General features: G+C 72.1%; 22 protein-coding genes and 2 pseudogenes. 12 read left to right on the top strand and 12 right to left on the bottom strand.

What is annotated here, in order from left to right:
• Window positions 1-6 precede the first annotated feature (6 nt).
• A complete protein-coding gene (locus tag IE313_RS35160) occupies window positions 7-309 on the top strand; it encodes an SCO4848 family membrane protein (protein ID WP_229924593.1) in 303 nt (100 codons plus the stop codon).
• 564 nt (window positions 310-873) lie between these two features.
• On the top strand, window positions 874-3,024 hold the full coding sequence (locus IE313_RS13160; protein WP_229924613.1) for an ATP-binding SpoIIE family protein phosphatase: 2,151 nt from the start codon (window positions 874-876) through the stop codon (window positions 3,022-3,024).
• 109 nt (window positions 3,025-3,133) lie between these two features.
• Here the strand turns inward: IE313_RS13160 and IE313_RS36395 are convergent.
• Window positions 3,134-3,202: pseudogene (locus tag IE313_RS36395) on the bottom strand (hypothetical protein); the annotation flags it as partial.
• Window positions 3,203-3,423: 221 nt separating this feature from the next.
• Window positions 3,424-4,578 carry a helix-turn-helix domain-containing protein gene (locus IE313_RS13155; RefSeq protein WP_189931502.1) on the bottom strand — a complete coding sequence of 385 codons (1,155 nt, stop codon included), beginning with the start codon at window positions 4,576-4,578 and terminating at the stop codon, window positions 3,424-3,426.
• A gap of 147 nt (window positions 4,579-4,725) precedes the next feature.
• Between IE313_RS13155 and IE313_RS13150 the strand changes: the two genes are divergently transcribed.
• The 3 genes from IE313_RS13150 (at window position 4,726) to IE313_RS13140 (ending at window position 7,164) form a co-directional block, all read left to right on the top strand.
• Entirely contained in the window at window positions 4,726-5,058 is a 333-nt protein-coding gene (locus IE313_RS13150) for a hypothetical protein (RefSeq protein ID WP_189931501.1), read from the top strand.
• Between the two features lie 42 nt (window positions 5,059-5,100).
• Window positions 5,101-5,469 (top strand): DUF6415 family natural product biosynthesis protein, encoded by a 369-nt coding sequence (locus IE313_RS13145; RefSeq protein WP_189931499.1) that lies wholly within the window; start codon window positions 5,101-5,103, stop codon window positions 5,467-5,469.
• Window positions 5,470-5,736: 267 nt separating this feature from the next.
• Window positions 5,737-7,164 (top strand): metallophosphoesterase, encoded by a 1,428-nt coding sequence (locus IE313_RS13140; protein ID WP_189931497.1) that lies wholly within the window; start codon window positions 5,737-5,739, stop codon window positions 7,162-7,164.
• A gap of 69 nt (window positions 7,165-7,233) precedes the next feature.
• On the opposite strand, the gene IE313_RS13135 is transcribed toward IE313_RS13140, so the two are convergent.
• Window positions 7,234-8,598, bottom strand: a complete 1,365-nt coding sequence (locus IE313_RS13135) for an MFS transporter (protein ID WP_229924592.1) — start codon at window positions 8,596-8,598, stop codon at window positions 7,234-7,236.
• A gap of 199 nt (window positions 8,599-8,797) precedes the next feature.
• Entirely contained in the window at window positions 8,798-9,457 is a 660-nt protein-coding gene (locus IE313_RS13130) for a TetR/AcrR family transcriptional regulator (RefSeq protein WP_189931493.1), read from the bottom strand.
• A 278-nt stretch (window positions 9,458-9,735) separates the two neighbouring features.
• Between IE313_RS13130 and IE313_RS13125 the strand changes: the two genes are divergently transcribed.
• Both IE313_RS13125 and IE313_RS13120 read left to right on the top strand, forming a co-directional pair.
• On the top strand, window positions 9,736-10,611 hold the full coding sequence (locus IE313_RS13125; RefSeq protein ID WP_189931491.1) for a shikimate dehydrogenase: 876 nt from the start codon (window positions 9,736-9,738) through the stop codon (window positions 10,609-10,611).
• A gap of 27 nt (window positions 10,612-10,638) precedes the next feature.
• Window positions 10,639-11,817 (top strand): annotated as a pseudogene (locus tag IE313_RS13120) (sugar phosphate isomerase/epimerase and 4-hydroxyphenylpyruvate domain-containing protein).
• Between the two features lie 20 nt (window positions 11,818-11,837).
• On the opposite strand, the gene IE313_RS13115 reads toward IE313_RS13120, so the two are convergent.
• From IE313_RS13115 to sdhC, 4 genes are all read right to left on the bottom strand, one after another.
• A complete protein-coding gene (locus IE313_RS13115; RefSeq protein WP_189931635.1) occupies window positions 11,838-12,620 on the bottom strand; it encodes a succinate dehydrogenase iron-sulfur subunit in 783 nt (260 codons plus the stop codon).
• 144 nt (window positions 12,621-12,764) lie between these two features.
• Window positions 12,765-14,546: a succinate dehydrogenase flavoprotein subunit gene (sdhA, locus tag IE313_RS13110; protein ID WP_189931633.1), complete on the bottom strand. Its 1,782-nt coding sequence runs from the start codon at window positions 14,544-14,546 to the stop codon at window positions 12,765-12,767.
• A gap of 29 nt (window positions 14,547-14,575) precedes the next feature.
• Window positions 14,576-15,070 carry a succinate dehydrogenase hydrophobic membrane anchor subunit gene (locus IE313_RS13105; RefSeq protein ID WP_189931489.1) on the bottom strand — a complete coding sequence of 165 codons (495 nt, stop codon included), beginning with the start codon at window positions 15,068-15,070 and terminating at the stop codon, window positions 14,576-14,578.
• Between the two features lie 5 nt (window positions 15,071-15,075).
• Entirely contained in the window at window positions 15,076-15,456 is a 381-nt protein-coding gene (gene sdhC, locus IE313_RS13100) for a succinate dehydrogenase, cytochrome b556 subunit (protein ID WP_189931487.1), read from the bottom strand.
• Between the two features lie 507 nt (window positions 15,457-15,963).
• Between sdhC and IE313_RS13095 the strand changes: the two genes are divergently transcribed.
• A complete protein-coding gene (locus tag IE313_RS13095) occupies window positions 15,964-17,517 on the top strand; it encodes a beta-N-acetylhexosaminidase (RefSeq protein ID WP_189931485.1) in 1,554 nt (517 codons plus the stop codon).
• Window positions 17,518-17,684: 167 nt separating this feature from the next.
• Here the strand turns inward: IE313_RS13095 and IE313_RS13090 are convergent, their stop codons facing one another.
• The 4 genes from IE313_RS13090 to IE313_RS13075 form a co-directional block, all read right to left on the bottom strand.
• The gene (locus IE313_RS13090; protein ID WP_189931483.1) at window positions 17,685-17,912 is read right to left on the bottom strand and encodes a DUF5133 domain-containing protein; all 228 of its coding nucleotides are present in this window, start codon (window positions 17,910-17,912) and stop codon (window positions 17,685-17,687) included.
• Window positions 17,913-18,023: 111 nt separating this feature from the next.
• Complete coding sequence (locus IE313_RS13085; protein WP_189931481.1) at window positions 18,024-18,824, bottom strand: SigB/SigF/SigG family RNA polymerase sigma factor; 801 nt, start codon at window positions 18,822-18,824, stop codon at window positions 18,024-18,026.
• Between the two features lie 322 nt (window positions 18,825-19,146).
• Window positions 19,147-19,704: a hemerythrin domain-containing protein gene (locus IE313_RS13080; RefSeq protein WP_189931480.1), complete on the bottom strand. Its 558-nt coding sequence runs from the start codon at window positions 19,702-19,704 to the stop codon at window positions 19,147-19,149.
• A gap of 256 nt (window positions 19,705-19,960) precedes the next feature.
• Complete coding sequence (locus IE313_RS13075; protein WP_189931478.1) at window positions 19,961-20,791, bottom strand: SDR family NAD(P)-dependent oxidoreductase; 831 nt, start codon at window positions 20,789-20,791, stop codon at window positions 19,961-19,963.
• Window positions 20,792-20,912: 121 nt separating this feature from the next.
• On the opposite strand from IE313_RS13075, the gene IE313_RS13070 reads away from it, so the two are divergent.
• From IE313_RS13070 to IE313_RS13055, 4 genes are all read left to right on the top strand, one after another.
• Entirely contained in the window at window positions 20,913-21,524 is a 612-nt protein-coding gene (locus tag IE313_RS13070) for a TetR/AcrR family transcriptional regulator (RefSeq protein WP_189931476.1), read from the top strand.
• Window positions 21,525-21,773: 249 nt separating this feature from the next.
• Window positions 21,774-23,189 (top strand): serine/threonine-protein kinase, encoded by a 1,416-nt coding sequence (locus IE313_RS13065; RefSeq protein WP_229924591.1) that lies wholly within the window; start codon window positions 21,774-21,776, stop codon window positions 23,187-23,189.
• Window positions 23,190-23,684: 495 nt separating this feature from the next.
• Complete coding sequence (locus IE313_RS13060; protein WP_229924590.1) at window positions 23,685-24,524, top strand: alpha/beta fold hydrolase; 840 nt, start codon at window positions 23,685-23,687, stop codon at window positions 24,522-24,524.
• Between the two features lie 174 nt (window positions 24,525-24,698).
• On the top strand, window positions 24,699-25,322 hold the full coding sequence (locus tag IE313_RS13055) for a hypothetical protein (protein WP_189931471.1): 624 nt from the start codon (window positions 24,699-24,701) through the stop codon (window positions 25,320-25,322).
• The last annotated feature ends 363 nt before the right edge of the window (window positions 25,323-25,685 follow it).

Genomic DNA, 25,685 nt, shown 5'->3' with positions numbered 1-25,685 from the left:
GGCGGCATGAAGCTCAGCCGTCGCACCTCCTGGTTCCTGCTCGCCTTCGGCGTCTGGAGCTGGGTGATCTGGGTCACCTTCGCCAAGAACCTCTGGCAGGACGGCAGCGGCCTCGCCTTCGACGCAGCCGGCCACCCCACCGCCTACTTCTGGGTCCACCTGGCGCTGGCCGTGGTCTCCTTCGCGCTCGGCACGGTGATCGGGGGGATCGGCCTGCGGGGCGTCAGGGCGCACCGCGCGGCCGGCCGCACCCCCGCGGAGCCCGCTGCGGACCCGGACCCGAGCGTGCCGGCCGGCCGGCGGCCGTAGCCCGACCGGGGCGGCCGCGGCCTCCTGCGCTCCCTGTGGGCAAGGATCTCCGTGGGGCGGCGACCCGGCCTTGACGGCGGCCGCGAAGGTGGCCCGGCTTCCGACCGGGAAGAGCACGGCCGGGGCCGGTGGGGCACTCGCTGTCGCGGACGGGACGCATTCGGGTACGAGGTCCACGTCCCAGGGCGGCGTCGTCCAGCTCCGCCGCGACACCCGCGAGGCCAACCGTCCACTGAGCGGGCTCGGCATCAGGCGCTCGACCGGGGGCACGTCCCACCCGAGCGCCACGTCCCTGGGACGTCGCATGCCCTGGGCGCCGGAAATTCGGCCGAAAAACAGCACGGAAATCTTGGTGATGTGGCTCTCTCCCCGCCTTTGCGTCATGCATGTCCGCATGGTCGAAACAATGCATGCACAGAGGGAACGCCTGGTGTTGGAAGAATCAGCCGCAGCTCATTTCCCGGCCAGTATCGGGGTGGTCTGATGCTCGATGGCTGTACCACTCTTCGCGCAGTACTCTGGAACTGTGAGTGAGTGAGTGAGGGCAGAGGACGGAGCGTGGCGATGGGCCTCTCGATTCCCCTGGAATCCGCAGAAGTTGCATCCACCCTGTCCGAACGCGACCGCGCACTCGCCGAGGTCGGACTGCGGACCTTGCGAGAGCTGGACGCAATAGGCGTGGCCGTGTACCTTCCTGCGCCCCATGCGCCTGTTGTCCGCGCCGGTCTGGTTGCCGTGACGCCGATGGGGATCGGCTTGCTCGAGAAGATTCCGGCTGCGGAGGACGTCTATCCGTCCGCAAGGGCATACCGAAGCGGAAAGGTAGTGAGAGGAACAGCACGGGATCTTGTCGGACAGGATCCGGGTATTCTCTCATTCAGTCCTTTCTACTATGCGATCTCGGCCGCACCGCTGATCTCTGGTGAAGCAAAAACATACGGTACATTGAGCGCCTACTGGCCGCACGGCTGCACCATCAGCGACGACAGTGCCGAGTATTTGCGGGAAGAGGCGGGGGGACTCGCCGCGCGGTTGAGTGCGCTGGACCGCGAAGGCGTCTCGCTCGTTCCTCCTGATGTTCCGCTCGTGATTGCAGGAGAAACCCGGACGGGAGGCAGCGACAGGTACGCGCCCCTTCTCTTCCATCTGAACAAACTCGCCATACTGCTGAACAAGGCGACGAGTCCCGAGGAGGCCGCGGATCTGGCGATCCAACGCATTGTTCACGGTTTTGCGGCCAGCGCGGCAGCGGTGAGCCTGACTTCCGGGGACAGGCTCGTCGTTCTCGACGCCGAAGGATGCAGCAGCGAATACTTGAAATCACTGAACGGTGCCTCGATCGCCGCAGCGCTTCCTGAATCAGAGGCGATAACTCACAGGCGCCCCTATTCCTACGAGCGAACGGATCCGCGCACCCGCGATCGGCTCCGTGGTGAAGAAGAGCGAGGGCAGTGCTTCTGGGAGGTCCTGCCGCTGGCGGTTGGCGAGTACACGATCGGTGCCGTTTCCATCGGCTTTGATGCCCGCAGGCAGGAGGTCGGCGAACACACCCTCATCGCGTTGTCGTCGATGCTCGCCGACGCCCTGGAACGCACGCGATGGCACGAGGCGCAGCACGCCCTGGCCCGGCAGTTGCAGGAGACCCTGCTGCCGCGTACCCTCCCCCAACTGCCAAGCGTGCTGAGCGTGAGCAGGTACCGCCCCGCTACCGGCGGGATCGAACTCGGAGGGGACTGGTACGACCTGTTCGACCTGCCGGGCGGCGGTGTCGGCGTCGTGATAGGGGACGTCGAAGGACACAACACCCAGGCCGCGGTCGTCATGGGGCAGTTGCGCAGTGCGGTGCGGGCCTACGCGGCCGAGGGGCACGGCCCCGCTGCCGTACTGACGCGTGCCAATCGTCTGCTGTGCGACCTCAGGTCCGGTCTGCTCGCGACCTGCTGCTGTCTTTGGCTGGCACCCGACACGGGAAGGGCCCGGATCTCCACGGCCGGCCACCCGGTCCCTCTCGTCCGAAGCGGAGACGGGGAATTCCGCACGTACAAGCCTGACGCCGGTGTGCCGCTCGGAGTGGATGCCGGCTTCGAGTTCACGGCATCGGAAATGAGTTTGGACACGGGAACCCTCCTCGCCTTCTACACCGACGGCGTAACCGGCCAGGGCCATGAACTCGCCACGGACGAGCTCGAAAGCGCGATACAGGCAACCGGGTCCGAGCTGGAGTCCCTGGCCGACCGCCTCATTTCGGAGCCGGACACCCACTCGGCACGGAGAAGCGATGACGCGGCACTCCTTCTGGTGCGGTACGAAGGATCTCCGCTCCGGCATATGCATAACCTGCGCCAACTGCACCTTTACCGCGGCGATTTTCGGGGCGCCAACAAGGCACGGAAGCTCCTGCGGGTATGGCTGGAGGGATGGGAGCTGGCCGCCGTCGCTGATGAGGCGGAGTTGCTCATGTCGGAAGTGGTGACGAACGGTCTGGTCCACGGCGGCAGTGACGTATCCGTTTATGTGCGCAAGTACGACCGCTGTATCCGGGTGGAGGTCCGCGACAGTGATCCACGACCAGCCCGGCAGCGGTTCCGCAGCGCGGAGTCCGACCAGGCGGAGGGCGGGCGGGGGTTGCTCATCGTTTCCGCGCTGGCGAGCGTGTGGGGGAACTCGCCCAGCGGCAGGGGAAAAACGGTGTGGTTCGAGTTGCCTACCCCATGATGCGTGACGGCCCACCCACCCGGCTGAAGAACACCTGGTGGAGTGCGGGGGAGGACGAGCGGCAGGCACGGTCCTCCGCCGTGGGTGAGCGGGACTCGACACCTCGTGATCACTGAGGTCGCGCCGGCCGCCGCGTCAGCACCCGGCGACCACCCGTGGTCCGCCTCCGGCTCCTGAAGCCGCATCAACCCGGGCGCACCGCCTGAACGACGCAGCCCTGGGCCGTGGACCTCGATGCAGTCCCCGGTCACCGCCGCTGCAACCGGACTTGGGACATGCGGGCCGGGTCCGGGCCCGCACGTCTTCATGACCGGGGTGCTCGCGAGTGCGGGCTGACAGGCCGGTCCCTTTGGGAAAGTGCTGCCGCGGTCGAGGGACCGTTCGGCTGTGGCCGTGTCCTCAGGGCAGCGCCTTGGGCCGTCGCATGTCCTGGTACGCCTCCCGCAGGCCGGCTGCCTCGGGCAGTCCACGGCTCTCGACCGCCCGCACCACTTCCAGCGCGCGCCAGTGGTTACTCGGCACCACCCTCCCGCTGAGAAGGGCTTTCTGTGCCGACTCACACGCTTCGTCATGCCGATCGGCAGCGAGCAGTGCGAGCGCCAGATCGATGTGCGCTGAGGCTACGCGGCGGGGCCAGCGGGACAAGTCGTCACCCGGTCCGAGACGGGCGACGACCTCCCGCGCGTAGGCCTCCGCGGCGGAGTCCCCGAGCCAGGCAAGGGTGGTCGCCGTGTACGAAACCGATTTGGCGGGGTCGTACTGGTAATGGTGCTCAGGGGCTCCTGGATCTCCCAGTGCCGCCGACATCTGCTGTACCCGCTCTATGGCCGCGTGTGTCTCTCGCGACCGACCCAACCGCGCCTGTGCACGCCCCTCCTGTGCCGTCGCCTGAATCAGGGCCGAGGAGCCGGCGGGGGCTGTGGCCTGGGCAGCACGGGAGAGTTCGACGGCACGTTCGAATTCTCCGGCCGTCAGTACTCGCCACGCTTCGGTTTCAAGGCACCACGCCTGGATATCGGCATGCCCTGCCTCCCGCGCCAACGTCACAGCCGTCTGTAGCCTCGCTGTCGCTGCTGAGTTCTGGTTCATGTCGATGTGGACCGTTGCCCCCAGCAAGGAAAGCCAGCCACCGAGCACCAGCAGCCGACGGTGTTCTGAAAGCGTCTTTCTGCCGTCGAGCAGCTTCGCCACGTACCCCGCGTGCTTTCGGACCTGTTGTAGCAGCACTTCCGGTGACGTGCGCGGGTAGGCAACGGCCAAGGCGTCGAACGCCATTTCCAGCCGCTCCAACGTTGCCGGCCCCACATCGCTGGACTGGACGCGCCGTGTCAATTCCCATGCGTCTGTTTCGTCATCGTGCGGTGCTTCGGGAACGTTCAGCGAGAGGCCCAGGAACTCATTCAGGGCTTCAATCAGGTCGGGGGAAGCTGCCTGCCTGCCGTTGACCACGCGGTTCAAGTAAGCCGGATCGTAGTGCAACTGCCTTGCCGCAGCCCGGATGCTGACACCTCGGTCGGTAAGAGCCTTGCGCACCGTGCCGCTGAACTCGTCCACGCCAACTCCCGATGACTGGTGACCGTCATCCTAGTCACCGCCGGTCACCGGGTCATCAGACCGCCGCCCACGGTTACCTGGGCATCCACACGGATGTGCCCCGGAACGTGTCAGTGCCCCGGGGCCTGCTGCCTGGTAGGAGGCAACGTGATCGACCACAGCCGCACGGGGAAAGGGAAAGCGGGCGCACCCCGTGAGGTGTTCCCGGGCCGCACCCGGCTCCCCCTCGTTCTGCAAGGCATGAACCGGGACTACGTCGGGAGATTGCCCGGCGGGGGATTGCTGATCTCCAGTCCTGGCGCGGGGTCGCTGCTCCAGGACATGGCGGAGGAAGAAGCAGCTCCCCTTCGTGACGGCCTCGCCGGCATTGTCAGGGCGGCCGGTGACGTGCTGGACAACCCGACCGCCACCCGCACCGAGATTCGGGACGTGGCCTGTCACCTGCTGGACGTGCTGATGGACGTGGCGGTGGAGCCGTGAGCGCGCCAAGGCCTTCCGCGTCCGGACTGCCACCGGGGAATCATGACCGGTGACTCCCGCGTGGGCGTCCCCGGCGCCCCGACCGGCGTGGATCCGGAAAGGGTGCTGGCCGCGGCGGATCAGGCACTGGCCATGGTGTCGGGCCCCCTGCCCAGGTACAGGGACGTCCTCGCCCTCTCCGACGAACTGCGCGAGTTCCTCCGGTCCATGGTTGCCCACACCGCTCCGAGGATCACGGAACTTCGGTCCGCGTCCCGGCGTACCGACGCGACAGGCACGGTGACCGAGGCCCGGTACCGCTTGAGCCTGACTTCCGGTGAGGGGCTGCAATCCGCCGCCGACCAGGCCAGGGCCCTGGCGCTGATTCTGCGGGAGCTGTGTTCGCTGTACACGGCGGAATTCCTCGAATGAAGGACTCCTGCCCCCGCACGGGGCGAGCCGGCACACGAGGCCAGTCCCGGTCACGCGGTCGTGATGCCCCCGCCCCCGGCGGCCGGTGTGCCGGGACACCCGGCTCCCGCGGCCGTGCCCGGGCGGAGCACGGGCGCCGGACAGGGGTCATCGACCGCGGCCGGGGCGTCATCGACCGCGGCCGGGGCGGGCCGACCGCCCGGTGCGCGGCCGCCGTAGGATGCGCCTCGGTCGTGTGCACAGGGTGTGAGGGGCGGTACGGGCGCTGTGGTCATCGTGGGGGTGCTTGCCGGGCTGGTCGCGCTGGCCGTCGTCGTGGCGCTGTACCGGTACGTCTGGCACCGGCTCGTGCGGGACACCACGGCCGACGGGTCGGCGCTGCGCAGGGCGGGCTCCGCCCTCTTCGTCGTGGGGCCGCTGCTGATGGTCGGGGCGCTGGTCGGCGAACGGGCCGGGGCGCCCTTCTGGTTGCAGCGGGTGCTGGGCTGGCCCGGGTTCCTGTGGATGGCCCTCTCGCTGTACCTGCTGCTCGCGGTGGTCGTGGGAGAACTCGTGCGGCCCCTGCTGCGCCGCTGGCTGGAGCGGCGCGCCGCACCGGTGGCCGGGCAGGCGACGGCGCTCCCGGCGGGCGGCGCGCCCTCCCCCGAAGCGCGGTCCGCGCCGGACGGCGGACCCTCCGCGGAAGCGCGGTCCGCGCCGGAGGCAGGCGCGGCCGGCCCGGCGGCGGCCGAGGCGGCGGCGCACGAGCGCGGGGCCGCACGGGAGACGGCGCCCGGCAAGGAGCCGGCCGGCCTCGCCGAAGGGCCCGGGGCTCCCGGTACTCCCGACGGCGGCCCGTCAGGCCCGTCGGGTCCGTCCGGCTCGTCAGGGCCCTCGCGGCGGCTGCTCGTCTCCCGCCTCGTGGGCGGGGCCGCGGCGGCCGCCGCCCTCGGCACCGTCGGCCACGGCACGTACCAGGTGCTCCGCGGGCCGCGGGTCAAGCGGCTCACGGTGCCGCTCGCGAAACTCCCGCGCGGTGCGCACGGGTTCCGCGTCGCCGTAGTCAGCGACATCCACCTCGGGCCGATCCTGGGACGCGACTTCACCCGGCGCGTCGTCGACACCGTCAACTCCACCCAGCCCGACCTGATCGCGGTGGTGGGCGACCTGGTCGACGGCAGCGTGCACGACCTGGGCCCCGCCGCGGCGCCGCTGGCAGGGCTGCGAGCCCGGTTCGGAACCTACTTCGTCACCGGGAACCACGAGTACTACTCGGGTGCCCGCCAGTGGGTCGAGCACGTCCGCGAGCTGGGCCTCATCCCGCTGGAGAACGCCCGCACCGAGCTGCCCGGCTTCGACCTCGCCGGGGTCAACGACATCCAGGGCGAGAGCCAGGGGCAGGGCCCCGACTTCGGCGCGGCCCTCGGCGACCGGGACAGGTCGCGCACCGCCGTCCTCCTCGCCCACCAGCCCGTGGTGATCCACGACGCCGTCCGGTACGGCGTGGACCTCCAGCTCTCCGGCCACACCCACGGCGGCCAGCTCTGGCCGGGCAACTACCTCGCCGCCCTGGCGAACCCCACGGTCGCAGGACTGGAACGCTACGGGGACACCCAGCTCTACGTCACCAGGGGCGCGGGGGCCTGGGGGCCGCCGGTGCGGGTCGGGGCCCCGTCGGACATCACGGTGGTGGAGCTGGCCTCGCGCCAGGCGTGAACGACGGCCACCGGCGCCCCGGCGGTACGGCCCGGCGCCCCGGCCGACCCGGCGCGGACGACGGGAGGGTCACCGGCCGGGGGCCGGTTCCGAGTCGGCCGTGACGGGGCGTACGGCGGTGCCCGCCCGGTGGCCGAGCCGGTCGGTGGGCACCCGGTGGGTCTCGCGCGCGGTGAGCGCGGCGATCACCGGCGGGACGCACAGCGCGGCGGTGAACAGGGCGACGGCGGCCCAGTCGTCGTCCGGTCCTGCGATCCGGGCGGCGAAGGCGGCGGCGAAGCCGGAGAGCGCGAAACCGATCTGGGTGCCGACGGCGACCCCGGACAGCCGCACGCGCGTCGGGAACATCTCGCCGTAGAACGAGGGCCAGACGCCGTTGGCGGCGCTGTAGACCACGCCGAAGGCCAGGACGCCCAGCAGCGCGGTCAGCGGACAGGAGCCGGCGGCGATCGCCCACAGGTAGAGGAACATGAGCACCGCGCTGCCGATCGCGCCGACGAGGAACACGGGCCTGCGCCCGATCCGGTCGGACAGCACGGCCCACAGCGGGATCGCCCCGAGCGCCACCAGGTTGGCCAGCGCGCCGACCCACAGCATGAACGTGCGGTCCATGCCGACCTGGTCGCCGGTGGCGAAGGCGAGCGAGAAGACGGTGAAGACCGTGCTGACCGAGGCCACCAGCGCTCCGCCGACCACGCGCAGCACGTCCGCCCAGTGCCCGCGCAGCAGCGCCACCAGCGGCATCCGGTCGACACCGTCCGCCGCGGCCTGCCGGGTGAAGGCGGGCGGCTCCTTTAGGGTGCGGCGGATGACGTAGCCGACGACCGCGACGACCACGCTGAACAGGAACGGCAGCCGCCAGCCCCAGGACAGCAGCGCGTCGTCCCCGAGGGCGGCGACGGGCAGGAAGACCAGGGTGGCCAGCAACTGCCCGGCCTGGGTGCCGTTCAGGGTGAAGCTGGTGAAGTAGGCGCGGCGCGCCTGCGGGGCGTGCTCCAGCGTCATGGAGCTCGCGCTCGCCTGCTCGCCCGCTGCCGATATGCCGCCCAGGATCCGGCAGAGCACGAGCAGGACGGGCGCGAGGCCGCCGGCTTGTGCGCGGGTGGGCAGGCAGCCGATGAGGAACGTCGAGAGCCCCATCAGCACCAGCGTGAAGACCATGATCTTCTTGCGGCCGACGCGGTCGCCGAAGTGCCCGAGGAACAGCGCGCCGACCGGCCGGGCCGCGTAGGCGACGCCGAAGGTGGCCATCGACAGCAGCGTCGCGTCCGCCGGTGAGGAGGCGTCGAAGAAGACCCTCGGGAAGACCAGTGCGGCCGCGCTGCCGTAGACGAAGAAGTCGTAGTACTCCAGGGCGCTGCCGAGCCAGGCGGCGAACGCCGCCTGGCGCGGTTGCGCCCGGCAGGCGTCGGGCGGCGTGGCGGAGGAGGGCACGGCGAACTCCTTCGGCTGCGGGGACGGGCGGCTCGCGGCAACGGCGGGCGAAGGCGGCGCGCACCGGAACCATGAATAACCCACTAGATAGTTCATAGTGTCGTGGGGCGGATGCTGCTTGCGCCCGGGGGCGGGTGTCAAGGGCCGTGCACGCGGTGCGCCGGTGCGGGGGGCGCCGGCGCAGGGGCGCGCCGGGCCCTCACCGGGACGAGGCGCCGCCGGTCAGATAGCCGATGACCATGTCGCCCAGCATGGCGCGGTAGCGCTCCCGCTCCCCGGCGGCCAGCAGGTCGCGCCCGAACAGGGCGGCGAAGGTGGGCCGGTTGGCAACCCGGAAGAAGCAGAACGAGCTGATCATCGCGTGCAGGTTCACCGCGTCCACGTCGGCGGTGAACGCGCCGCTGTCCCGGCCGTTCTCCAGGATCCGGGCGATCACGTCGATGGCCGGCCAGTTGAGCCGGCTGAGCTTCTCGGAGGCGGCGATGTGCTCCGCCTCGTGGATGTTCTCGATGCTGACCAGCCGGATGAAGTCGGGGTGCGCCTCGTGGTGGTCGAAGGTGAGCTCGGCCAGCCGGCGTATGGCGGCCACGGGATCGAGGTGCTCGACGTCCAGGTCCTGCTCGGCGCCCCGGATCACCGCGTACGCCCGCTCCAGCACGGCCGTGAACAACTGCTCCTTGCTGCCGAAGTAGTAGTAGATCATCCGCTTCGTGGTGCGGGTGCGTGCGGCGATCTCGTCCACCCGGGCGCCGGTGAAGCCCGCCCGGGCGAACTCCGCGGTGGCCACGTCGAGGATCTCGGCCCGGGTGCGGGCGGCGTCCCGCGTACGGCCTGCGGCCGGCTTCTCGGCAGGGGGCATCTGCATCCTCGGTGACGCGGGGCGTGGTCGGCGGTCCGGTCGGCGTGCCCGGGCCTCCCGCCGAATCCTAGGCGCACCTGTCCCGCGGACCGCCGTGTGTCCGGGGTTCCCGCGCGGTGCCGGGCCGCCCGCGGACCGGGCCGCTCCCGCATCGGGCTGCCCTGGCATCGGGCCGCTACTTACCGGACCGGGCCGTGTCCCGTACCGGGGGCTTCCCCGGGGCTCGGAGTGCTTGATATGCATAACGAACCAGTTCGTACATTATTCAGGGAGGCAGCGTGGCCCAGGACTCCCACCTCGTCGGCCTCATCGGTTCGGGGATCGGTCCCTCGCTCAGCCCGGCACTGCACGAGCGCGAGGCGGACCGGCACGGTCTGCGCTACCTCTACCGGATCCTCGACATCGACCGGCTCGGGATCCCGCCCACCGGGGTGGGACGGCTGCTGCGGGCGGCCCGCGACACCGGCTACACCGGCCTGAACGTCACCCACCCCTGCAAGCAGCACGTCATCGGGCACCTCGACGAACTCTCGGGGCAGGCGGCCGTGCTCGGGGCGGTCAACACCGTCGTCCTCACGCCGGACGGCCGCGCGGTCGGCCACAACACCGACGTCACCGGGTTCGCGGGCGCCTTCGCGGACGGCCTCGACGCCCCGCTCGACCACGTCGTCCAGCTCGGTGCGGGCGGTGCGGGCGCGGCCGTCGCCCACGCCCTGCTCGGCCTGGGGGCGCGGCACCTCACCCTCGTGGACACGGTGCCGGAGCGCGCCCACGCCCTGGCCGCGGCGCTGAACGAGCACGTCGGCGCCGCCCGCGCGGACAGCAGGCCGCCCCGGGACCTCGCCGTGGAGCTGGCCCGCGCCGACGGCCTCGTGCACGCCACCCCCACCGGCATGGCCGCCCACCCCGGCATCCCGCTCCCCGCCGGCCTGCTGCACCCCCGGCTGTGGGTCGCCGACATCGTCTACCGGCCGCTCGACACCGAGCTGCTGCGGGCCGCGCGCGCCCTGGGCTGCCGCGTCCTGGACGGCGGCGGCATGGCCGTCCACCAGGCGGCGGACGCGTTCCGGCTGTTCACCGGCCTGGAACCGGACCGCGCGCGGATGCTCGCCGACTTCGCCGACCTCACCGGCGCCCCGCCCGCCCGCACCTGATCACCCACCACCGTAAAGGAGCGCCCCGTGCGCACCGCCATCGCCACCGTCAGCCTGAGCGGCTCGCTGACCGAGAAGCTCACCTCCGCCTCCCGGACCGGCTTCGACGGCGTGGAGATCTTCGAGAACGACCTGCCGGCCGGCCACGCTCACCCCCGAGGACGTCCGCGCCCGCTGCGCCGACCTCGGCCTGGGCGTCGACCTCTACCAGCCGATGCGCGACATCGAGGCGGTGCCCGAGGCGGACTTCGCGGCCAACCTGCGCCGCGCCCGGCACAAGTTCCGCACCATGCGGCGGCTCGGCGCCGACACGGTCCTCGTCTGCTCCAGCCTGGACCGCCAGGCGGTCGACGACGACGCCCTGGCCGCCGAACACCTGCACCGGCTCGCCGAACTCGCCGCCGACCACGGCGTCAGGGTCGCCTACGAGGCCCTCGCCTGGGGCCGGCACGTCAGCACCTACGAGCACGCGTGGCGCATCGTCGAGGCCGCGGACCACCCGTCGCTGGGCGTCTGCCTCGACAGCTTCCACATCCTGGCGCGGGGCGGCGACCCACGGGGCACCGAGGCGATCCCCGGCGAGAAGATCTTCTTCCTCCAGCTCGCCGACGCCCCGATCATGGCCATGGACGTCCTCCGGTGGAGCCGCCACCACCGCTGCTTCCCGGGGCAGGGCGGCTTCGACCTGCCCGCGCTGCTCACCCATGCGCTGGCCGCCGGCTACCGGGGCCCGCTGTCCCTGGAGGTCTTCAACGACGTCTTCAGGCAGGCGGACCCCGGCCCGACCGCCATCGACGCCCGCCGCTCCCTGCTCGCCCTCCAGGAGGCCGCGGGCGCCGCCGCCCTGCCCGCTCCGGCGCCGCCCACCGGCCCCGCACCCAGCACATCGCGCTGGCCACCGATGACGTCGTCGCCACGGCCCGCGCCTTCCGTGCGGCCGGCGGCCGGCTCCTCGCCATCCCCCGCAACTACCACGACGACCTCGCGGCCCGCTTCGAGCTGCCCGACGACCTCCTGGACGCCTGGCGCGAGCCGGGCGTCCTCCACGACCGGGACGACGGCGGCGCGTTCCTGCACTGCTGCACCGAGAGCATGGGCCGGCTGTTCTTCGAACTGGTCCAGCGCGACGCGGGCTACCAGGGCTACGGAGCGGCCGACGCCCTCGTGCGGCTCGCCGCCCAGCACGCCGCGGCCGCACCGCGCTGAGCGCCGCGGCCCGCGGAACGCTACAGCCGCCTGGTGACCAGCGCCTGCTTGACCTCCTGGATCGCCTTCGTGACCTGGATGCCGCGCGGACAGGCGTCCGTGCAGTTGAAGATGGTGCGGCAGCGCCAGACGCCGTGGTTGTCGTTGAGGATCTCAAGGCGCCGCTCGCCCGCCTCGTCCCGCGAGTCGAAGATGAACCGGTGCGCGCCCACGATGGCGGCAGGACCGAAGTACTGCCCGTCGTTCCAGAAGACCGGACAGGACGAGGTGCAGGCCGCGCACAGGATGCACTTGGTGGTGTCGTCGAAGCGGGCCCGCTGGGCGGGCGACTGGAGCCGCTCGCGGGTGGGCTCGTTCCCGCTGGTGACCAGGAACGGCAGCATGTCCCGGTAGGCCTGGAAGAAGGGCTCCATGTCGACCACGAGATCCTTGAGGACCGTGAGGCCCTTGAGGGGTTCCACGACGACGGGCCGCTGCGGGGAGAGGTCCTTGACCAGCGCCTTGCAGGCCAGGCGGTTGCGGCCGTTGATCCGCATGGCGTCCGAGCCGCAGATGCCGTGCGCGCAGGACCGCCGGAAGGTCAGGCTGCCGTCCTGCTCGCCCTTGATCGAGTGCAGGGCGTCCAGCACCCGCTCCTTCGGGTCGATCTCCACCCGGAAGTCCTGCCAGAACGCCTCCGCGGCGGCCTCGGGGTCGAAACGGCGGATCCGGAAGGTGACCGCCATCAGGTTCGCACCGGGGGACGGGCTGACCGGAACGGCGTCCGGCTGGGCGGCGCCCGGGTCCGGGGCGGCGGTGGCCATCAGTGCGTACGCTCCCTCACTGCTCACTCCCTGGTGCGTCGTCCGGGCCGGGCGACGGCTGGTGTCGGTAGGGCGGGTGCGGCGCCCGGGTGGGGCCGCCGCCGGTGGGTGCGGGCCCCGGCCGGGCCGCGCGCGGATGTGCCGTCAGTACGTGCGCTCCATCGGCTGGTAGCGGGTCTGCACCACCGGCTTGTAGTCGATCCGGACGGACTCGGTGCCGTCCGCGGCCACCTCGCGGTACGCCATGGAGTGGCGCATGAAGTGGACGTCGTCCCGGTGCGGGAAGTCCTCGCGGTAGTGGCCGCCACGGGACTCCCTGCGGGCCAGCGCACACGCGGCCATCACCTCGGCCAGCTCCAGCAGGTTGCCCAGTTCGACGGCCTCCAGCAGATCGGTGTTGAACCGCCGGCCCTTGTCCTGCACGGACACCTCGGCGTAGCGCCCGCGCAGCTCGGCGAGCTTGGCCAGCGCCGCCCCGATGGTCTGCTCGGTGCGGAAGACCATGACGTTGGCGTCCAGCGTCTCCTGGAGTTCGGCGCGGAGCACCGCGACCCGCTCGGAGCCGGTGGCCTCGCGCAGCCCCTCGATCCGCCGCTCGACCCATCCGGCCGGGTCCTCGGGCAGCTCGGGCAGGGCGGCGGTGGCGGCGTACGCGGCGGCGGCCAGGCCCGCCCTGCGGCCGAAGACGTTGATGTCCAGCAGCGAGTTGGTGCCCAGCCGGTTGGCACCGTGCACCGACACGCAGGCCACCTCGCCGGCCGCGTACAGACCCGGCACCACCGCGGTGTTGTCGGCGAGCACCTCGCCGTGCACGGTGGTGGGGATGCCGCCCATCGCGTAGTGCGCGGTCGGCTGGATCGGGATCGGGTCCGTGTACGGCTCGATGCCCAGGTAGGTGCGGGCGAACTCGGTGATGTCGGGCAGCTTCGCGTCCAGTTGCTCGTGCGGCAGGTGGGTCAGGTCCAGGTACACGTGGTCGCCCTCGGGCCCGCAGCCGCGGCCCTCGCGGATCTCCGTGTAGATGGCGCGTGAGACGACGTCGCGGGAGGCCAGGTCCTTCATGACGGGCGCGTACTTCTCCATGAACCGCTCGCCGTGCGTGTTCCGCAGGATGCCGCCCTCGCCGCGGGCACCCTCGGTCAGCAGGATGCCCATCCGCCAGATGCCGGTGGGGTGGAACTGGAAGAACTCCATGTCCTCCAGCGGCAGGCCCCTGCGGTAGACGGCGGCCTGGCCGTCACCGGTGAGCGTGTGCGCGTTCGACGTCACCTTGAAGAACTTGCCGCAGCCGCCCGACGCGTAGATCACCGACTTGGCCCGGAAGACGTGCAGCTCGCCGGTCGCCAGCCGGTAGGCCACCACGCCCGCGGAGTGCCGGACGCCGCCCACCTCCGTGAGCAGTTGGTCCAGCACGTAGTACTCGTCGAAGAACTCCACGCCCAGCTTGAGGCAGTTCTGGTAGAGCGTCTGGAGGATCATGTGGCCGGTGCGGTCGGCGGCGTAGCAGGAGCGGCGCACCGGGGCCTCGCCGTGGTCCCGGCTGTGGCCGCCGAAGCGTCGCTGGTCGATGGTGCCGTCCGGGGTGCGGTTGAACGGCAGGCCCATCTTCTCCAGGTCCAGCACGGAGTCGATGGCCTCCTTCGCCAGGATCTCCGCCGCGTCCTGGTCGACCAGGTAGTCACCGCCCTTGATGGTGTCGAAGGTGTGCCACTCCCAGTTGTCCTCCTCCACGTTCGCGAGCGCCGCCGCCATGCCGCCCTGGGCCGCGCCGGTGTGCGAGCGGGTCGGGTAGAGCTTGGAGAGCACCGCCGTGCGGCAGCGCGGTGCGGCCTCGATCGCGGCCCGCATCCCCGCGCCGCCCGCCCCCACGATCACGGTGTCGTAGGTGTGGACCTGCCGTAGCTGCCGGGTCTGCCCGTACTCCATGGTCACCTCGGTCTTCTCGGCCCGGCGCTCTAGGTGATGTCCGGGTCGAAGGTGAAGATCACCAACGTGCCCAGCAGGACGGTGAACGCCGTGGCGGTGTACAGCAGGGCCTTGAGCCAGAGCCGGGTCGCGGTGTGCTCCGCGTAGTCGTTGATGACCGTGCGCAGGCCGTTCGAGCCGTGCAGCATCGCCAGCCAGAGCATCAGCAGGTCCCACACCTGCCACCACGGCGAGGCCCAGCGCCCGGCGACGAACGCGAAGCCGATCCTCGACACGCCGCCGTCCAGCATGAGCTGGATCAGCAGGTGGCCGAGCACCAGCAGCACCAGCACCACGCCGGACACCCGCATGAACAGCCAGCCGTACATCTCGAAGTTGCCGCGGGTCGACCTCGGCGTGCGGGTCGTGCGCTGCCGCGGCGGCTCGACGAGGGGAGCCGGGTGGCCGGGGCCCGGACCCCTGCCGCGGCCGGGGCCGGGTTCCGCCGGGGCGCGGCCCGCGCCGCTGGTGACGTCGGTGGGCACGGCCGTCAGCTCCCGAACACTTCACGGGTGGCGTGGCCGAGCACCGGGTACAGCGCGGCGGCCATCAGCACCCCCCAGACGCCGACGGCGCCCCAGAGCATCTGCCGGTGGTAGCGGGCGCCCTTCGACCAGAAGTCGACGGCGATCACCCGCAGGCCGTTCAGCGCGTGGAAGAGGACGGCGGCGACCAGCGCGTACTCCAGCAGAGCCACCACCGGCGTCTTGTAGGTGGCGATGACCCGGTCGTAGTCGTCCGGCGAGACCCGCACCAGCGCGGTGTCGAGGACGTGGACGAAGAGGTAGAAGAAGATGAGGACTCCGGTGACCCGGTGGGCCACCCACGACCACATGCCTTCCCGGCCGCGGTACAGCGTTCCAGCCGGCACGGAAGAACCCTCCGGGGACGGGACGGGAGCCCGCCGGCTGCGCCGCCGACTCGGGCCCGGCCGGCTGTGGTCCACCGGCTGCCGCCATCGTGCGGGACGTCCGGCGCCCGGGCCGGCGCCACACGGCGGCCCTGGTCCATCCGACGGTCAAAGGGGGCACGTACGGGTTATCCGGCCGGCGTGGCTGAGGCCGTCCCGCGCACCGGCGCACCCCGTTGCGCACCGGGCGTGCGCTCCGGCCGCGGGCAGCCGCCCGGAACGCCCGCGCCCGCCCGAACCGGCTGCGGCGGGGGAGTGCCGCGTCACACGGGGCCCCGCGGGGGTCGGACGGCCGGTGCGCGCACATCACCCGTACGGGAGCTTTCGTGGCGTGGGGTGGACGGCCGGCCGGTGGCGGGGCTTAGGGTCGGTGCGGGCGGGCCGGGCTCGCGGGCGCGCTGCCGGACGCGCGCGCCGGGCGTCCGGAAGGGCCTCATCGCACGGGACGGGAGACAAGGACGTGTGCCGATGAACGGCAGGACCGTCGGCGTGGGCGCCGGCGTCCTCGTCGCCGGGGCGGCCGCCCTCTCCCTGGCCCTGTGGTCCACCGGCGGCGGCCGGTCGGGCGGCTCGCCCGCCCCGACCGCCACCCACTCGTACCCGCTGTCCGAGCCGCCCAGGACCATCCCGTCGGTACGCTCCGCCACGCCCGCGCACGGCCCCGGCTGGCGGCCGGGCCCGGACGGCCGGGTGGTGGTCGGCGACGACCGGCTCGCGGACGAGGGCCGGCTGCTGGCCGGCGAGCTGGGGCTGCGCTACGCGGGCCGGACCGGCGCGCGCGCCGGAGACGTCGCACTCGCCCTCGCGTCGGGCTCGGGCGGCCCCGAGTCCTACACCCTCACCGTGCGCGGGGACCGGGTGCGGATCGCGGGGCCCGCCGAGGCCGGTGTCTTCTACGGCACCCGCACCCTCAAGCAGGAGGTCCACGCGGGCGGCACCGCACCGGAGGGCGTGGTCCGCGACGGTCCCGCCAAGCCGCAGCGCGGGTTCATGCTCGACATCGCACGCAAGCCCTTCACCGCCGGCTGGATCGAGAACCTGGTCCGTGAGCTCGGCGACCTCAAGTACAACGAGCTGGGCCTGCACTTCTCCGACGACCAGGGCTTCAGGATCGCCTCCACCTCGCACCCGGAGGTGGTCTCCCGCAACCACCTCACCAAGGCGGAGGTGCGCCGCATCGTGGCCCTGGCCGATGCGCGGCACATCAACGTGGTCCCCGAGATCGACTCACCGGGCCACCTGGGCGCCGTGATCGCCGCCCATCCGGAACTCCAACTGCGCGGCGCGGACGGCAGGGCGCCGAGCGGTGCCGTCGACATCGCCGACCCGGCCGCAGCCAGGATCGTGGACGACCTGCTGAAGGAGTACACCCGGCTGTTCCCGGGCCGCTACTGGCACCTCGGCGGCGACGAGTACACCGCCCTGCTGGCGAGCGATCCGCAGACCGCCTACCCGTCCCTCGCCGCCGCGGCCCGCAGCCGGTACGGCCGCGGGGCGCGGGTCCAGGACCTGGCCACCGGCTGGCTGAACGACCGGGCCGCCACGCTGCGCCGCGCCCACCGCACCGTCCGCGCCTGGAACGACGGGTTCTTCGCGGGCGGCAAGGTGCAGCCCGACAAGGCGCTCCAGGTCGCGTACTGGACCGGCCGCGAACCCGGTGCGCGCGACCCGGTGGCGTATCTGAGGACCGGCCGGCAGCTCATCAACTACAACGACGAGTTCCTCTACTACGTCCTCGGCCAGCCGCACGGCTTCCGCTACCCCACCGGACGGCGCATCTACGAGGACTGGACCCCGCTGGTGCTGCGCGGCACCAGGCCGGTGCCGGAGCGCTACGACCGGCAGGTGGTGGGCGGCTCCCTCGCCGTCTGGTGCGACCAGGCCGACGCCCAGACCGAGGACCAGGTGGCGGCCGGCATCCGGATGCCGTTGCGGGCGCTGGTCCAGAAGCTCTGGGACCCCGGCAGGCCCCCGCTGACCTGGGAGCGGTTTCGCGCCCTCGCGCACCGGCTGGGCGACTGAGCGGCGCCCGGCGGCCGTGCGCCGGGACGGCGGCAGCGGCCCCGGAGCCGGACCGCGCCGGTGCCCGGCTGCCCGGCTGCCCGGCTGCGGACGGTGCTGGTGCTGGTGTCGCTGCGGGTACTGGTGCTCATGTGTTCATGGCGGTGGTGGGCGAACGGGCCGGCCGGTCAGGTGGCGAGGAGGCAGTCCTCCTCCCCGTGGCCGGCGTGGAGCCGGCGGCGGGCGGCGACGAGGGCGGCCTCGACGTCGCGGGTCCCGGTCGTGACGCACAGGGAGCAGGCGAGGTCTTCGAGACGCTGCCGGGTTCGGGGGCTGCCGTTCTCGGCGTGCAGGGCCCGGAGGGCCTCGTACTGCTGGATGAGGTTGTTCACAAGGGCGGGGTGGGCCATGAGCACGACGTTGGTCTCCTTCGGCGGAGTGCGGAGTGCGGAGTGCGAGGCGCGGACGGCTGGGCGCGCGGTCCGAGGCGGCTGGGCGCGCGGTCCGGGGCGGCCGGTCGCGCGGTCTCAGGCGGCGGTCGGGAGCCGCGTCGGCTCGGCTTCCACCTGCTCGCGGATGCTGCGGCAGCTCCGGGTGATGAGGCGGGAGACGTGCATCTGGGAGATGCCCAGTTCCTCGGCGATGCGGGACTGCGTCATGTCGCGGAAGAACCGCATGTACAGGATCTCCCGCTCCCGCTCCGGCAGCCGGTGCAGGCACGGCTTGACGGCTTCGCGGGCGAGGACGGTGTCGTACCGGCCTTCGGGCTTGCCGAGGGTGTCGGCGAGGGAGCAACCCTGGTCCGTACCGGCCAGTTCGGCGTCCAGGGAGAGGGAGCGGAAGCTGTGGATGGCCTCCATGCCGGTCAGCACGTCCTCTTCGCTCATCGCGGCGGCTTCGGCGATCCGGGCGACGGTCGTCGTTGCCGTGGGCATCTGTCGCATGGTGGCGCGGACCTTGTTGCGCAGCTCCTGCACCCGGCGCGGGACGTGCACGGCCCAGGCGGAGTCGCGGAAGTGGCGCCGCAGCTCTCCGACGATCGTGGGGATGGCGTACGGCTCGAACGGGGTGCCGTACGAGGGGTCGTAGCGGTGGACGGCCTTGACCAGGGCGAGGGCGGCGACCTGCTCCAGGTCCTCCAGGTTCTCGCCGCGGTCGCGGTAGCGGCGGGCGAGGCGGTGGGCCATCGGCAGCCACGCGGAGATCAGCCTGCCTGCCAGCGCCTCCCGCTCCGGCCCCTCGGGCAGGGCGGCCATCCGCTCGAACTCGGCTGCGGTGTCAGGGGCGTCGTCGTGACGTCGGCGGGCGCGTACGGGGGTGGCGCTCATCGGTTGTGTCCCTCCCGGCTTGTTGCCTTCAGGCGGCACACGGGAGGGCGACAGGCACACTCCGGGGACCTGGCGCACTGGGTGCGCGGCCTCCCGCGGCGGTGCCTGCTGTCCGAAGCACTGTGATCACTCTTCTGACCCGCCGCGCTGCCGGCAAACCGTCTTCGCCTCAAAAAACTTGTCCGCCGACAACTTTCCGGCTCTCACCGGCACCTCGTGGCCGCCGCGGGCCGGGATCGCCCGCGCCGGCGATCTCCCACGACCGTGCGGAGGGGACGTCGTGGACGACGGGCGACCCGGCGGCGGCAGGACCGGCCGGCTCTCAGCGGCCGCGGCCGGTGATCATGTCCCGCACGCGGTCGACCATGCCCGCGCCGGGAGCCAGGAGCTTGTTCGCGGGCGGGGTGTCGGGTGCCGAGGGGTGCGGCCGCGTGGGGGCGGTCTTCTTGGCCGAGCGGATCTTCTCGCCCAGTTCGTCCAGGGCCTCGGCGGAGCAGGCGGCGGCGAGCTGGGGGAAGAGCCGGTTCTCCTCGTCGCGCACGTGCGAGGTGACCGACTCCTTCAGTTGTGCCGCGAGGGTCGTGAACCGGCTGTCGCCGGGTTCGCAGCCCTCCCACTCCTTCAGGATCCGCTCGACCTCGGCGTGTTCCTCGATCTCCCTGTCCGCGAGGTCGTCGCCGCCGTCGACGTGGCGGCGAACCGCCGGGTAGAGGTACTCCTCCTCGGCGACCGAGTGGCGCACCAGTTCGATGGTGAGCTGATCGGCGAGCTTGCGCAGCCTCTCGTCACCGGCGGGCAGCCCTTCGATCTGCTCGAACATCTCGTCGACCTCGCGGTGGTCGGTGGTCAGTTCCTGGATGATGTTCCCGCCGTGTCCCATGGCCGGCAGTCCTTTCCGAAGACGGGCGGGCCTGCTGCGGCAGGCCCCGAATGTGACCACCTCCGCTTTGCCGCTTCTCGCCGCTTGACACCCGTCGGCTTCTCGCCGCTCGGCACCCGTCGGCATCACCGCCGTTCGACCCCCGTCGGCGGCCGGCCGGGGCGTCGGCCCGGGCGCGTGACGCCCTGCCGTGCCTGTGCCGTGCCGTGCCCGTGCGTGCCGTGGCGTCGCGTACGCCGGTGCCGGAGTGCGGCGGTCAGTCTTCCGGGAGACCCAGGAGCCGGGCGGAACGGCGCCAGAGTGCGACGGCGAGCTCGTCGGTCGTCTGCGGGTTTCGGCGTCGGGCTGGTTTCCGCTTCTCGTAGTACTCGCCGGAACTCCATCCGTCGCCCGGTGCGGTCTCGGCGAGCCACACCAACTGGTCGGCCCCCTTGTCGGGGGTGACCATGAACGCGCGGCCGAGGCGGCTGCGGTAGATCCGCTTCATGAAACTCTCGCTCGTGGTGGCGAAACTCGTCGCGACCGCTCCCGGATGGAAGGCGGCGGCAGCCAGACCCTTCGCGTGATAGCGACGGTGCAGTTCCCGGGTGAACAGGATGTTCGCCAGCTTGGCGGTGCCGTACGCCAGATGCGGGGTGAAGTCCCGGTCGTGCTCCAGGTCGTCGAGGTCCAGCCTGCCGAACAAGCGTGCCCCGGAGCTGGAGGTCTGGATCACGGAGGCATGACTGGCGAGCAGTTTGTCCATGAGGAGGGAGGTCAGCAGGAACGGGGCCAGGTGGTTCACCTGGAACGTCTTCTCGAATCCGTCGACCGTCCTCGTACGGGTGCCGAAGATGCCGCCGGCATTGTTCACGAGGACATCGATGCGGGGGTGCGCCCGGTCGAGGGAGTCGGCCAGCTCGCGCACGTCGTCGAGCCGCGTGAAGTCGGCGAGGAAGTGATCGGCGCCCAGTTCCTCGGCGACGGCGGTCGTCCGCCGGGGGTCGCGGCCCACGACGACGACACGATGACCGTCCTCGTGCAGTCGGCGGGCACCGGCCGCGCCGATGCCGTCACTGGCTCCTGTGATGACGATGGTCCTGGGCATGATCCGGCCTCCTGGAGGGATGGGGCAACCACCGGGTGCCCACTGTGTCTGGATCGGCACTGTAGGCTGGATGTGTCACCCGGTGTCAAGTTAGGCCCTGCGTGTTAGGGTCCTTGTCATCATGGGTGGCAGAGAACCGGGACTGAGGGAGCGCACGCGTCGCGCGGTCCAGCAGGAGATCGTCGAGACCGCGAACGGGCTGTTCGTCGCCCGCGGTTACGAGAACACGACGATCGAGGACATCGCCGCGGCCGTCGGCATGTCCCGCCGCAGTGTCTTCCGGTACTTCCCGACGAAGGAGGACATCGTCGTCGGGAAGTTCGACTTCGTCGCACAGGACATGCTCGTCGCGCTGCGCGCACGCCCCGCCGCCGAGCCCGTCTGGGAGTCGCTGCGCCGTACGTTCGACCTGCTCGTGGCGTACGTGGACGCCCCCGGACAACACGAGGTCGCCGAACCGATGCAGCGCATCGTCTTCGCCCACCGCGGGCTCCTTGCGAGTTACCTGGAGAAGCTCCAGCGCATGCAGGACGCCGTGGTGAGCGCCCTGCGCGAGCGTGCCGAGGCATCGGGACGCCCCTACGGAGCCGACGACCCCGTGCCGGGCGCCGTGGCGGGAGCCGCGTTCGGCTGTCTGCTGGCCGCACAGCACGCGTGGCTGGCGGGCGGTGCCAAGGACAGCTTCGCCGGGACCCTGGACCGCGCCATGGCCGCCGTGGCCCCCCGGGGCTGAGCCTCACCTGCGCGCCGCCCCGCCCTCCCCTCCGCGAAAGACCCGCCACGGGATGCCGCGCGGTCCCGGAGGTCCGGCGCCGGTGGGTGGCGTGCCCTCCCGCCGGGCGGGCACGCGAAGAGCATGGCGGACTTCTCCCGACGGTCGCAGGAGCACGTGCTCACCCATCCTGGGACCCGGCGAACCAGGCAAGAGCCGTACTCCGGCTGCGGGAGTCACCCCTCCCCGGCAGCCGGCCCCGCGCGGACGGTGGCCGGCCGGTACCGCCTTCTCGAACCGCTCGGCCGCGGCGGCATGGGCGAGGTGTGGCGGGGCGTCGACGACGTGCTGGTGCGGCCGGTCGCGGTCAAGCTGCTGCTGGGCCGGCAGGGCGACGAGGCGGCGATGGCCCGCTTCCGCCTGGAGGCCAGAACCGCCGCGCAACTGAACAGCCCGCACGTCGTGGCCGTGTACGACGCCGGGGTCGAACAGGACCGGCCGTATCTGGTGACGGAGTTGCTGGGTGGCCGGAGTCTCGCCGCCGAGATCGCCGCGGACGGGCCCTTCGCCCCGCGCCGCGCCGCCGAGGCGGGCCGGCACGTGGCCGCGGGACTGGCCGCCGCCCACCGCCAGGGGGTCATACACCGGGACGTCAAACCGGCGAACCTGCTGCTGGCCACGGACGGGACGGTCAAGATAGCCGACTTCGGCATCGCACGCTTCGCCGACGAGGGCACCGGCTCGGTGACCACGGCGGGTCAGATCCTCGGGACCGGAGCCTACCTCTCCCCCGAGCGCTGCCTGGGCCGGCCGGCGGGGCCCCCGGCGGACGTCTACGCGCTGGGCTGCGTCCTGTACGAGCTCCTCACCGGCAGGCCGCCGTTCAACGCCGACACCGCCGCGGGCGTGGTCTACCAGCACGTCGACGTCATGGCCGAGCCTCCTGGGCGGCACAGGAGCGGCATACCCGAGGCGCTGGACGCCTTCGTTCTCCGGCTGCTGGCGAAGCGGCCCGAGGAGCGGCCCACGGCCGAGGAGGCGATGGCCTTCCTCGGCACCCCGCAGGCATGCGGCATCCGCCGGGAACCGGCAGGGAAGCGCGAGGCGTTCCTACCGGCTGCCACGGCTGCCACGGCTGCCACGGCCGGCTCGCCGCCGGGGAGCGAGCGCGAAGAGGGGACGCGGGAGAAGCGCGGGGCCCCGCTGCGCAAACCGCGGCTCCTGGCGGGCTTGGCCGTCGCGGTGCTCTCCTCGGCGGCGGTCCTCGGCCTGTCGGCCACGGCCTTCGGCCCCGGCAACGCCCCGCCCTCCGGGCGCGCGCACTCCCCGGTGGCGGGGAACACGTCCCCTTCGGCCGTCTCCGCGGGCCCCCACCGCACGGCAGCCGACGGCCCCCCGGTGCCGGGCCGGTCGGCACGGACCGCCTCGTCGCGGACGGCGGCGCACGGGAAGAAGCACTCCGCGGGAGACAGGGGACGGGTTAGGACGGCGTCCCCCTCACCGTCTGCCGACCGTACGACCTCGACCGCGCCCTCTCCCTCTCCGTCCCCGACGTCTACGTCGTCGCCGTCGCCGTCGCCTTCTTCTTCCTCGGCGACGCCCACACCGCCGCACCACGGGCACACGCCGCCCGGAGGGCCGACGCCGTCCACGGACCCCGGGACGCCGACGACCACGACCCCGTGACGGACACCGCCGCGGTGGCTGTCGTCGCGCGACCGGCGAGAGGCTCGTCCTGTGCGCACCGGGAGCGGGGCTGCTCATCCCCACCGGACGCGCACTGCGGCTGCGCCGTTCGGTGATCGGTTGCGGCCGACCTTTTGCCTGCGCTTCCCCGTGTCCTGCTCGGCGAGCGGGTCGGGGGGTGCCGAAGTAATATGACACGGACGATCGGAGCGGATAGCGCGGCTTCGTCGCAGATGAAGCCCGAGATGCATCTCCCTGAATACCCGTGGCCCGGTGAAACCGACCGGGAACGGGCGGCAGTCCGGAATGCATCCATGGAGGCAAGAGCAGGGAATCGTCCAAGTCCGTAGGACTCTCTTTCATTTGTGGGCCCAGCCGGCAACCGAATGCCGGCACCCATTCCCATCCCCATTCCCATCCTCATCTCGACGAGGACCTCCGTGCGCATGCCGACTTCCGGATCCGCCCGATGAACCAGACGAAGGGGAGACTCACGTGAAGAACAAGCCGCAGTTCACCCTGGTCTCGCTGGCGACGAGCACAGCACTCGTCCTGGCGGCAAGCTGTGCGTCCGCCAGCACCGGTCACGCGTCCGCAGGTGGGCCGTCACAGGCCCGTACGCCCACGATCGTTCTGGTGCACGGGGCGTGGGCGGACGCCTCAAGCTGGGCCGAGGTCACCGAGCGCCTCCAGAGGCGCGGGTTCACCGTCCTGGCTCCTCCCAACACGCTGCGCGGGGTCGCCACCGACACGGCCAATCTGCGGGCGTACCTGAAGACCCTCACCGGGCCTGTGGTGCTGGCGGGGCACTCCTACGGCGGATTCGTCATCTCCAACGCCGCGACGGGCAACGAGAACATCAAGGCGCTCGTCTACATCGACGCCTTCATCCCCGACAAGGGGGAGACGGTGGGGCAGCTCACCGCTGCCGAGCCCGGATCGGTGCTGGCCGTCTCGGACCCCAGCACGGTCTTCAACTCCGTGCCCATCCCCAAGGGCGGCGGAGACGTGGACCTGTACGTGAAGCAGAAGCTGTTCCCCCGGTTCTTCGCCGCGGGTGTACCCCTCAACAGGGCCTCGGTACTGGCGGCGGGACAGAGGCCCATCGCCGCCAGCGTGCTGAACCAGCCCTCTGGGGAACCGGCCTGGAAGACCATTCCGTCCTGGGCGCTGATCGGCACCGAGGACAGGGTTCTTCCTCCGGCGGAGCAGAAAGTCATGACCGAGAGAGCAGGCTCCCGCACCGTCAGGGTGAAGGCCCCGCACCTGTCGATGGTGTCCGACCCCGAGGCGGTCACCGGCGTCGTGGTCCGAGCCGTCCAGCACAGCGGCTGAGGAGCGGGAGCGGAGACAGCGGAGCGGCCGCGCTGCCGGTGGATCCGGGCTCTCGCCCCCCGGATCCGACCCGCAGCGCGGACCACTCCGGCCACCTGGGCAGCGGCAGGGAAGTGACGTTCCTGCAAGGGCGCACGCAGTTCTGAACGTGCCCTTTGCGGAGAGGAAGACGTCATGAGCCTGGTGGCACTGATCGCCGCGGCCGACGAGCGGGGACTGGCGACGACCGGTCTTGCCTGCCTCGATCGTTGCCTGCCGCTGCTGGGCGGTGGCGACGAGACCCTGCGCCCCCTGTGGTCCAGCCTCGCCGACGGCCACGGCTGGCCCGAGCGGTTGGCGGCGGCCCGGGCCGTGCTCGACACATCGGACGGCGGATCGTCCCAGGCGCCCGGGGCGGCCCAGGGGGCGGCGCCGGTGGCCGAGGGCAGGGCGCTGGTGCTCCGTATGCTCGACACCGCGCCCGCCGACCTGCCCCCGGTCCCCGCCCCGATCGGCTCCGGGGCCGGCGCGCAGGACGAGGCGCTGCACTCCTGGGCCGACGCCTGCTCGCTGGCCGCCCTGCGCGTCCACGCTCTGCTCGACGGCTCCGGCGGGGACCCCGCGCCCGTGGCGGCGTACCGCGAGGGCCGCACGCAGGGCATCACCCCGCTGGCCGCGGCCGAACTGCGCCGCCAGTCGGAGATCCTGACCCTGCTGGCCGAGCACGGCGCCGGTGCGCTGCGCCAGGCGCTCGAAACCTCCACGGAGGGCCGGCGCATCCTGCGCGCCGCGGTGTCCCGCCGGACCCGGGTGCGATGACCGTCGGAGCGGCGCCCCGGCCCCGGCGGCCGTGGCACGGCCCCGGCGCCCGACACCTGGCGCCCGGGACTTTGGCACCCCGGGCACTTCCGGACTCCGGCACCCCGGGCACTTCGGGGCCCGGCACCCCGGGTACCTCGGCATCCCGGACACCTCGGCACCCGGCGCCCCGGGGATCCCGGACACCCCGGTACCTCGGCACCCGGGGACCCGGGCACCCCGCCACCCGGCACCGCTCACCGGGCAGGCCGTCCCGTGCGCTCGGCCGTCCCGCCGGACGCGTGCGAAAGGCGGTGCGGGCTCGTGCGAAAGGCGGTGCGGACGCGTGCGAAAGCGGTGCGGCCACCCGTGTGCGCTCCATCC

It is taken from the genome of Streptomyces sulfonofaciens (assembly GCF_014656295.1).
GTDB lineage: Bacteria > Actinomycetota > Actinomycetes > Streptomycetales > Streptomycetaceae > Streptomyces > Streptomyces sulfonofaciens.
Note: the sequence above shows the minus strand (reverse complement) of the source record. Positions and strands in the feature narration are given on the sequence as shown.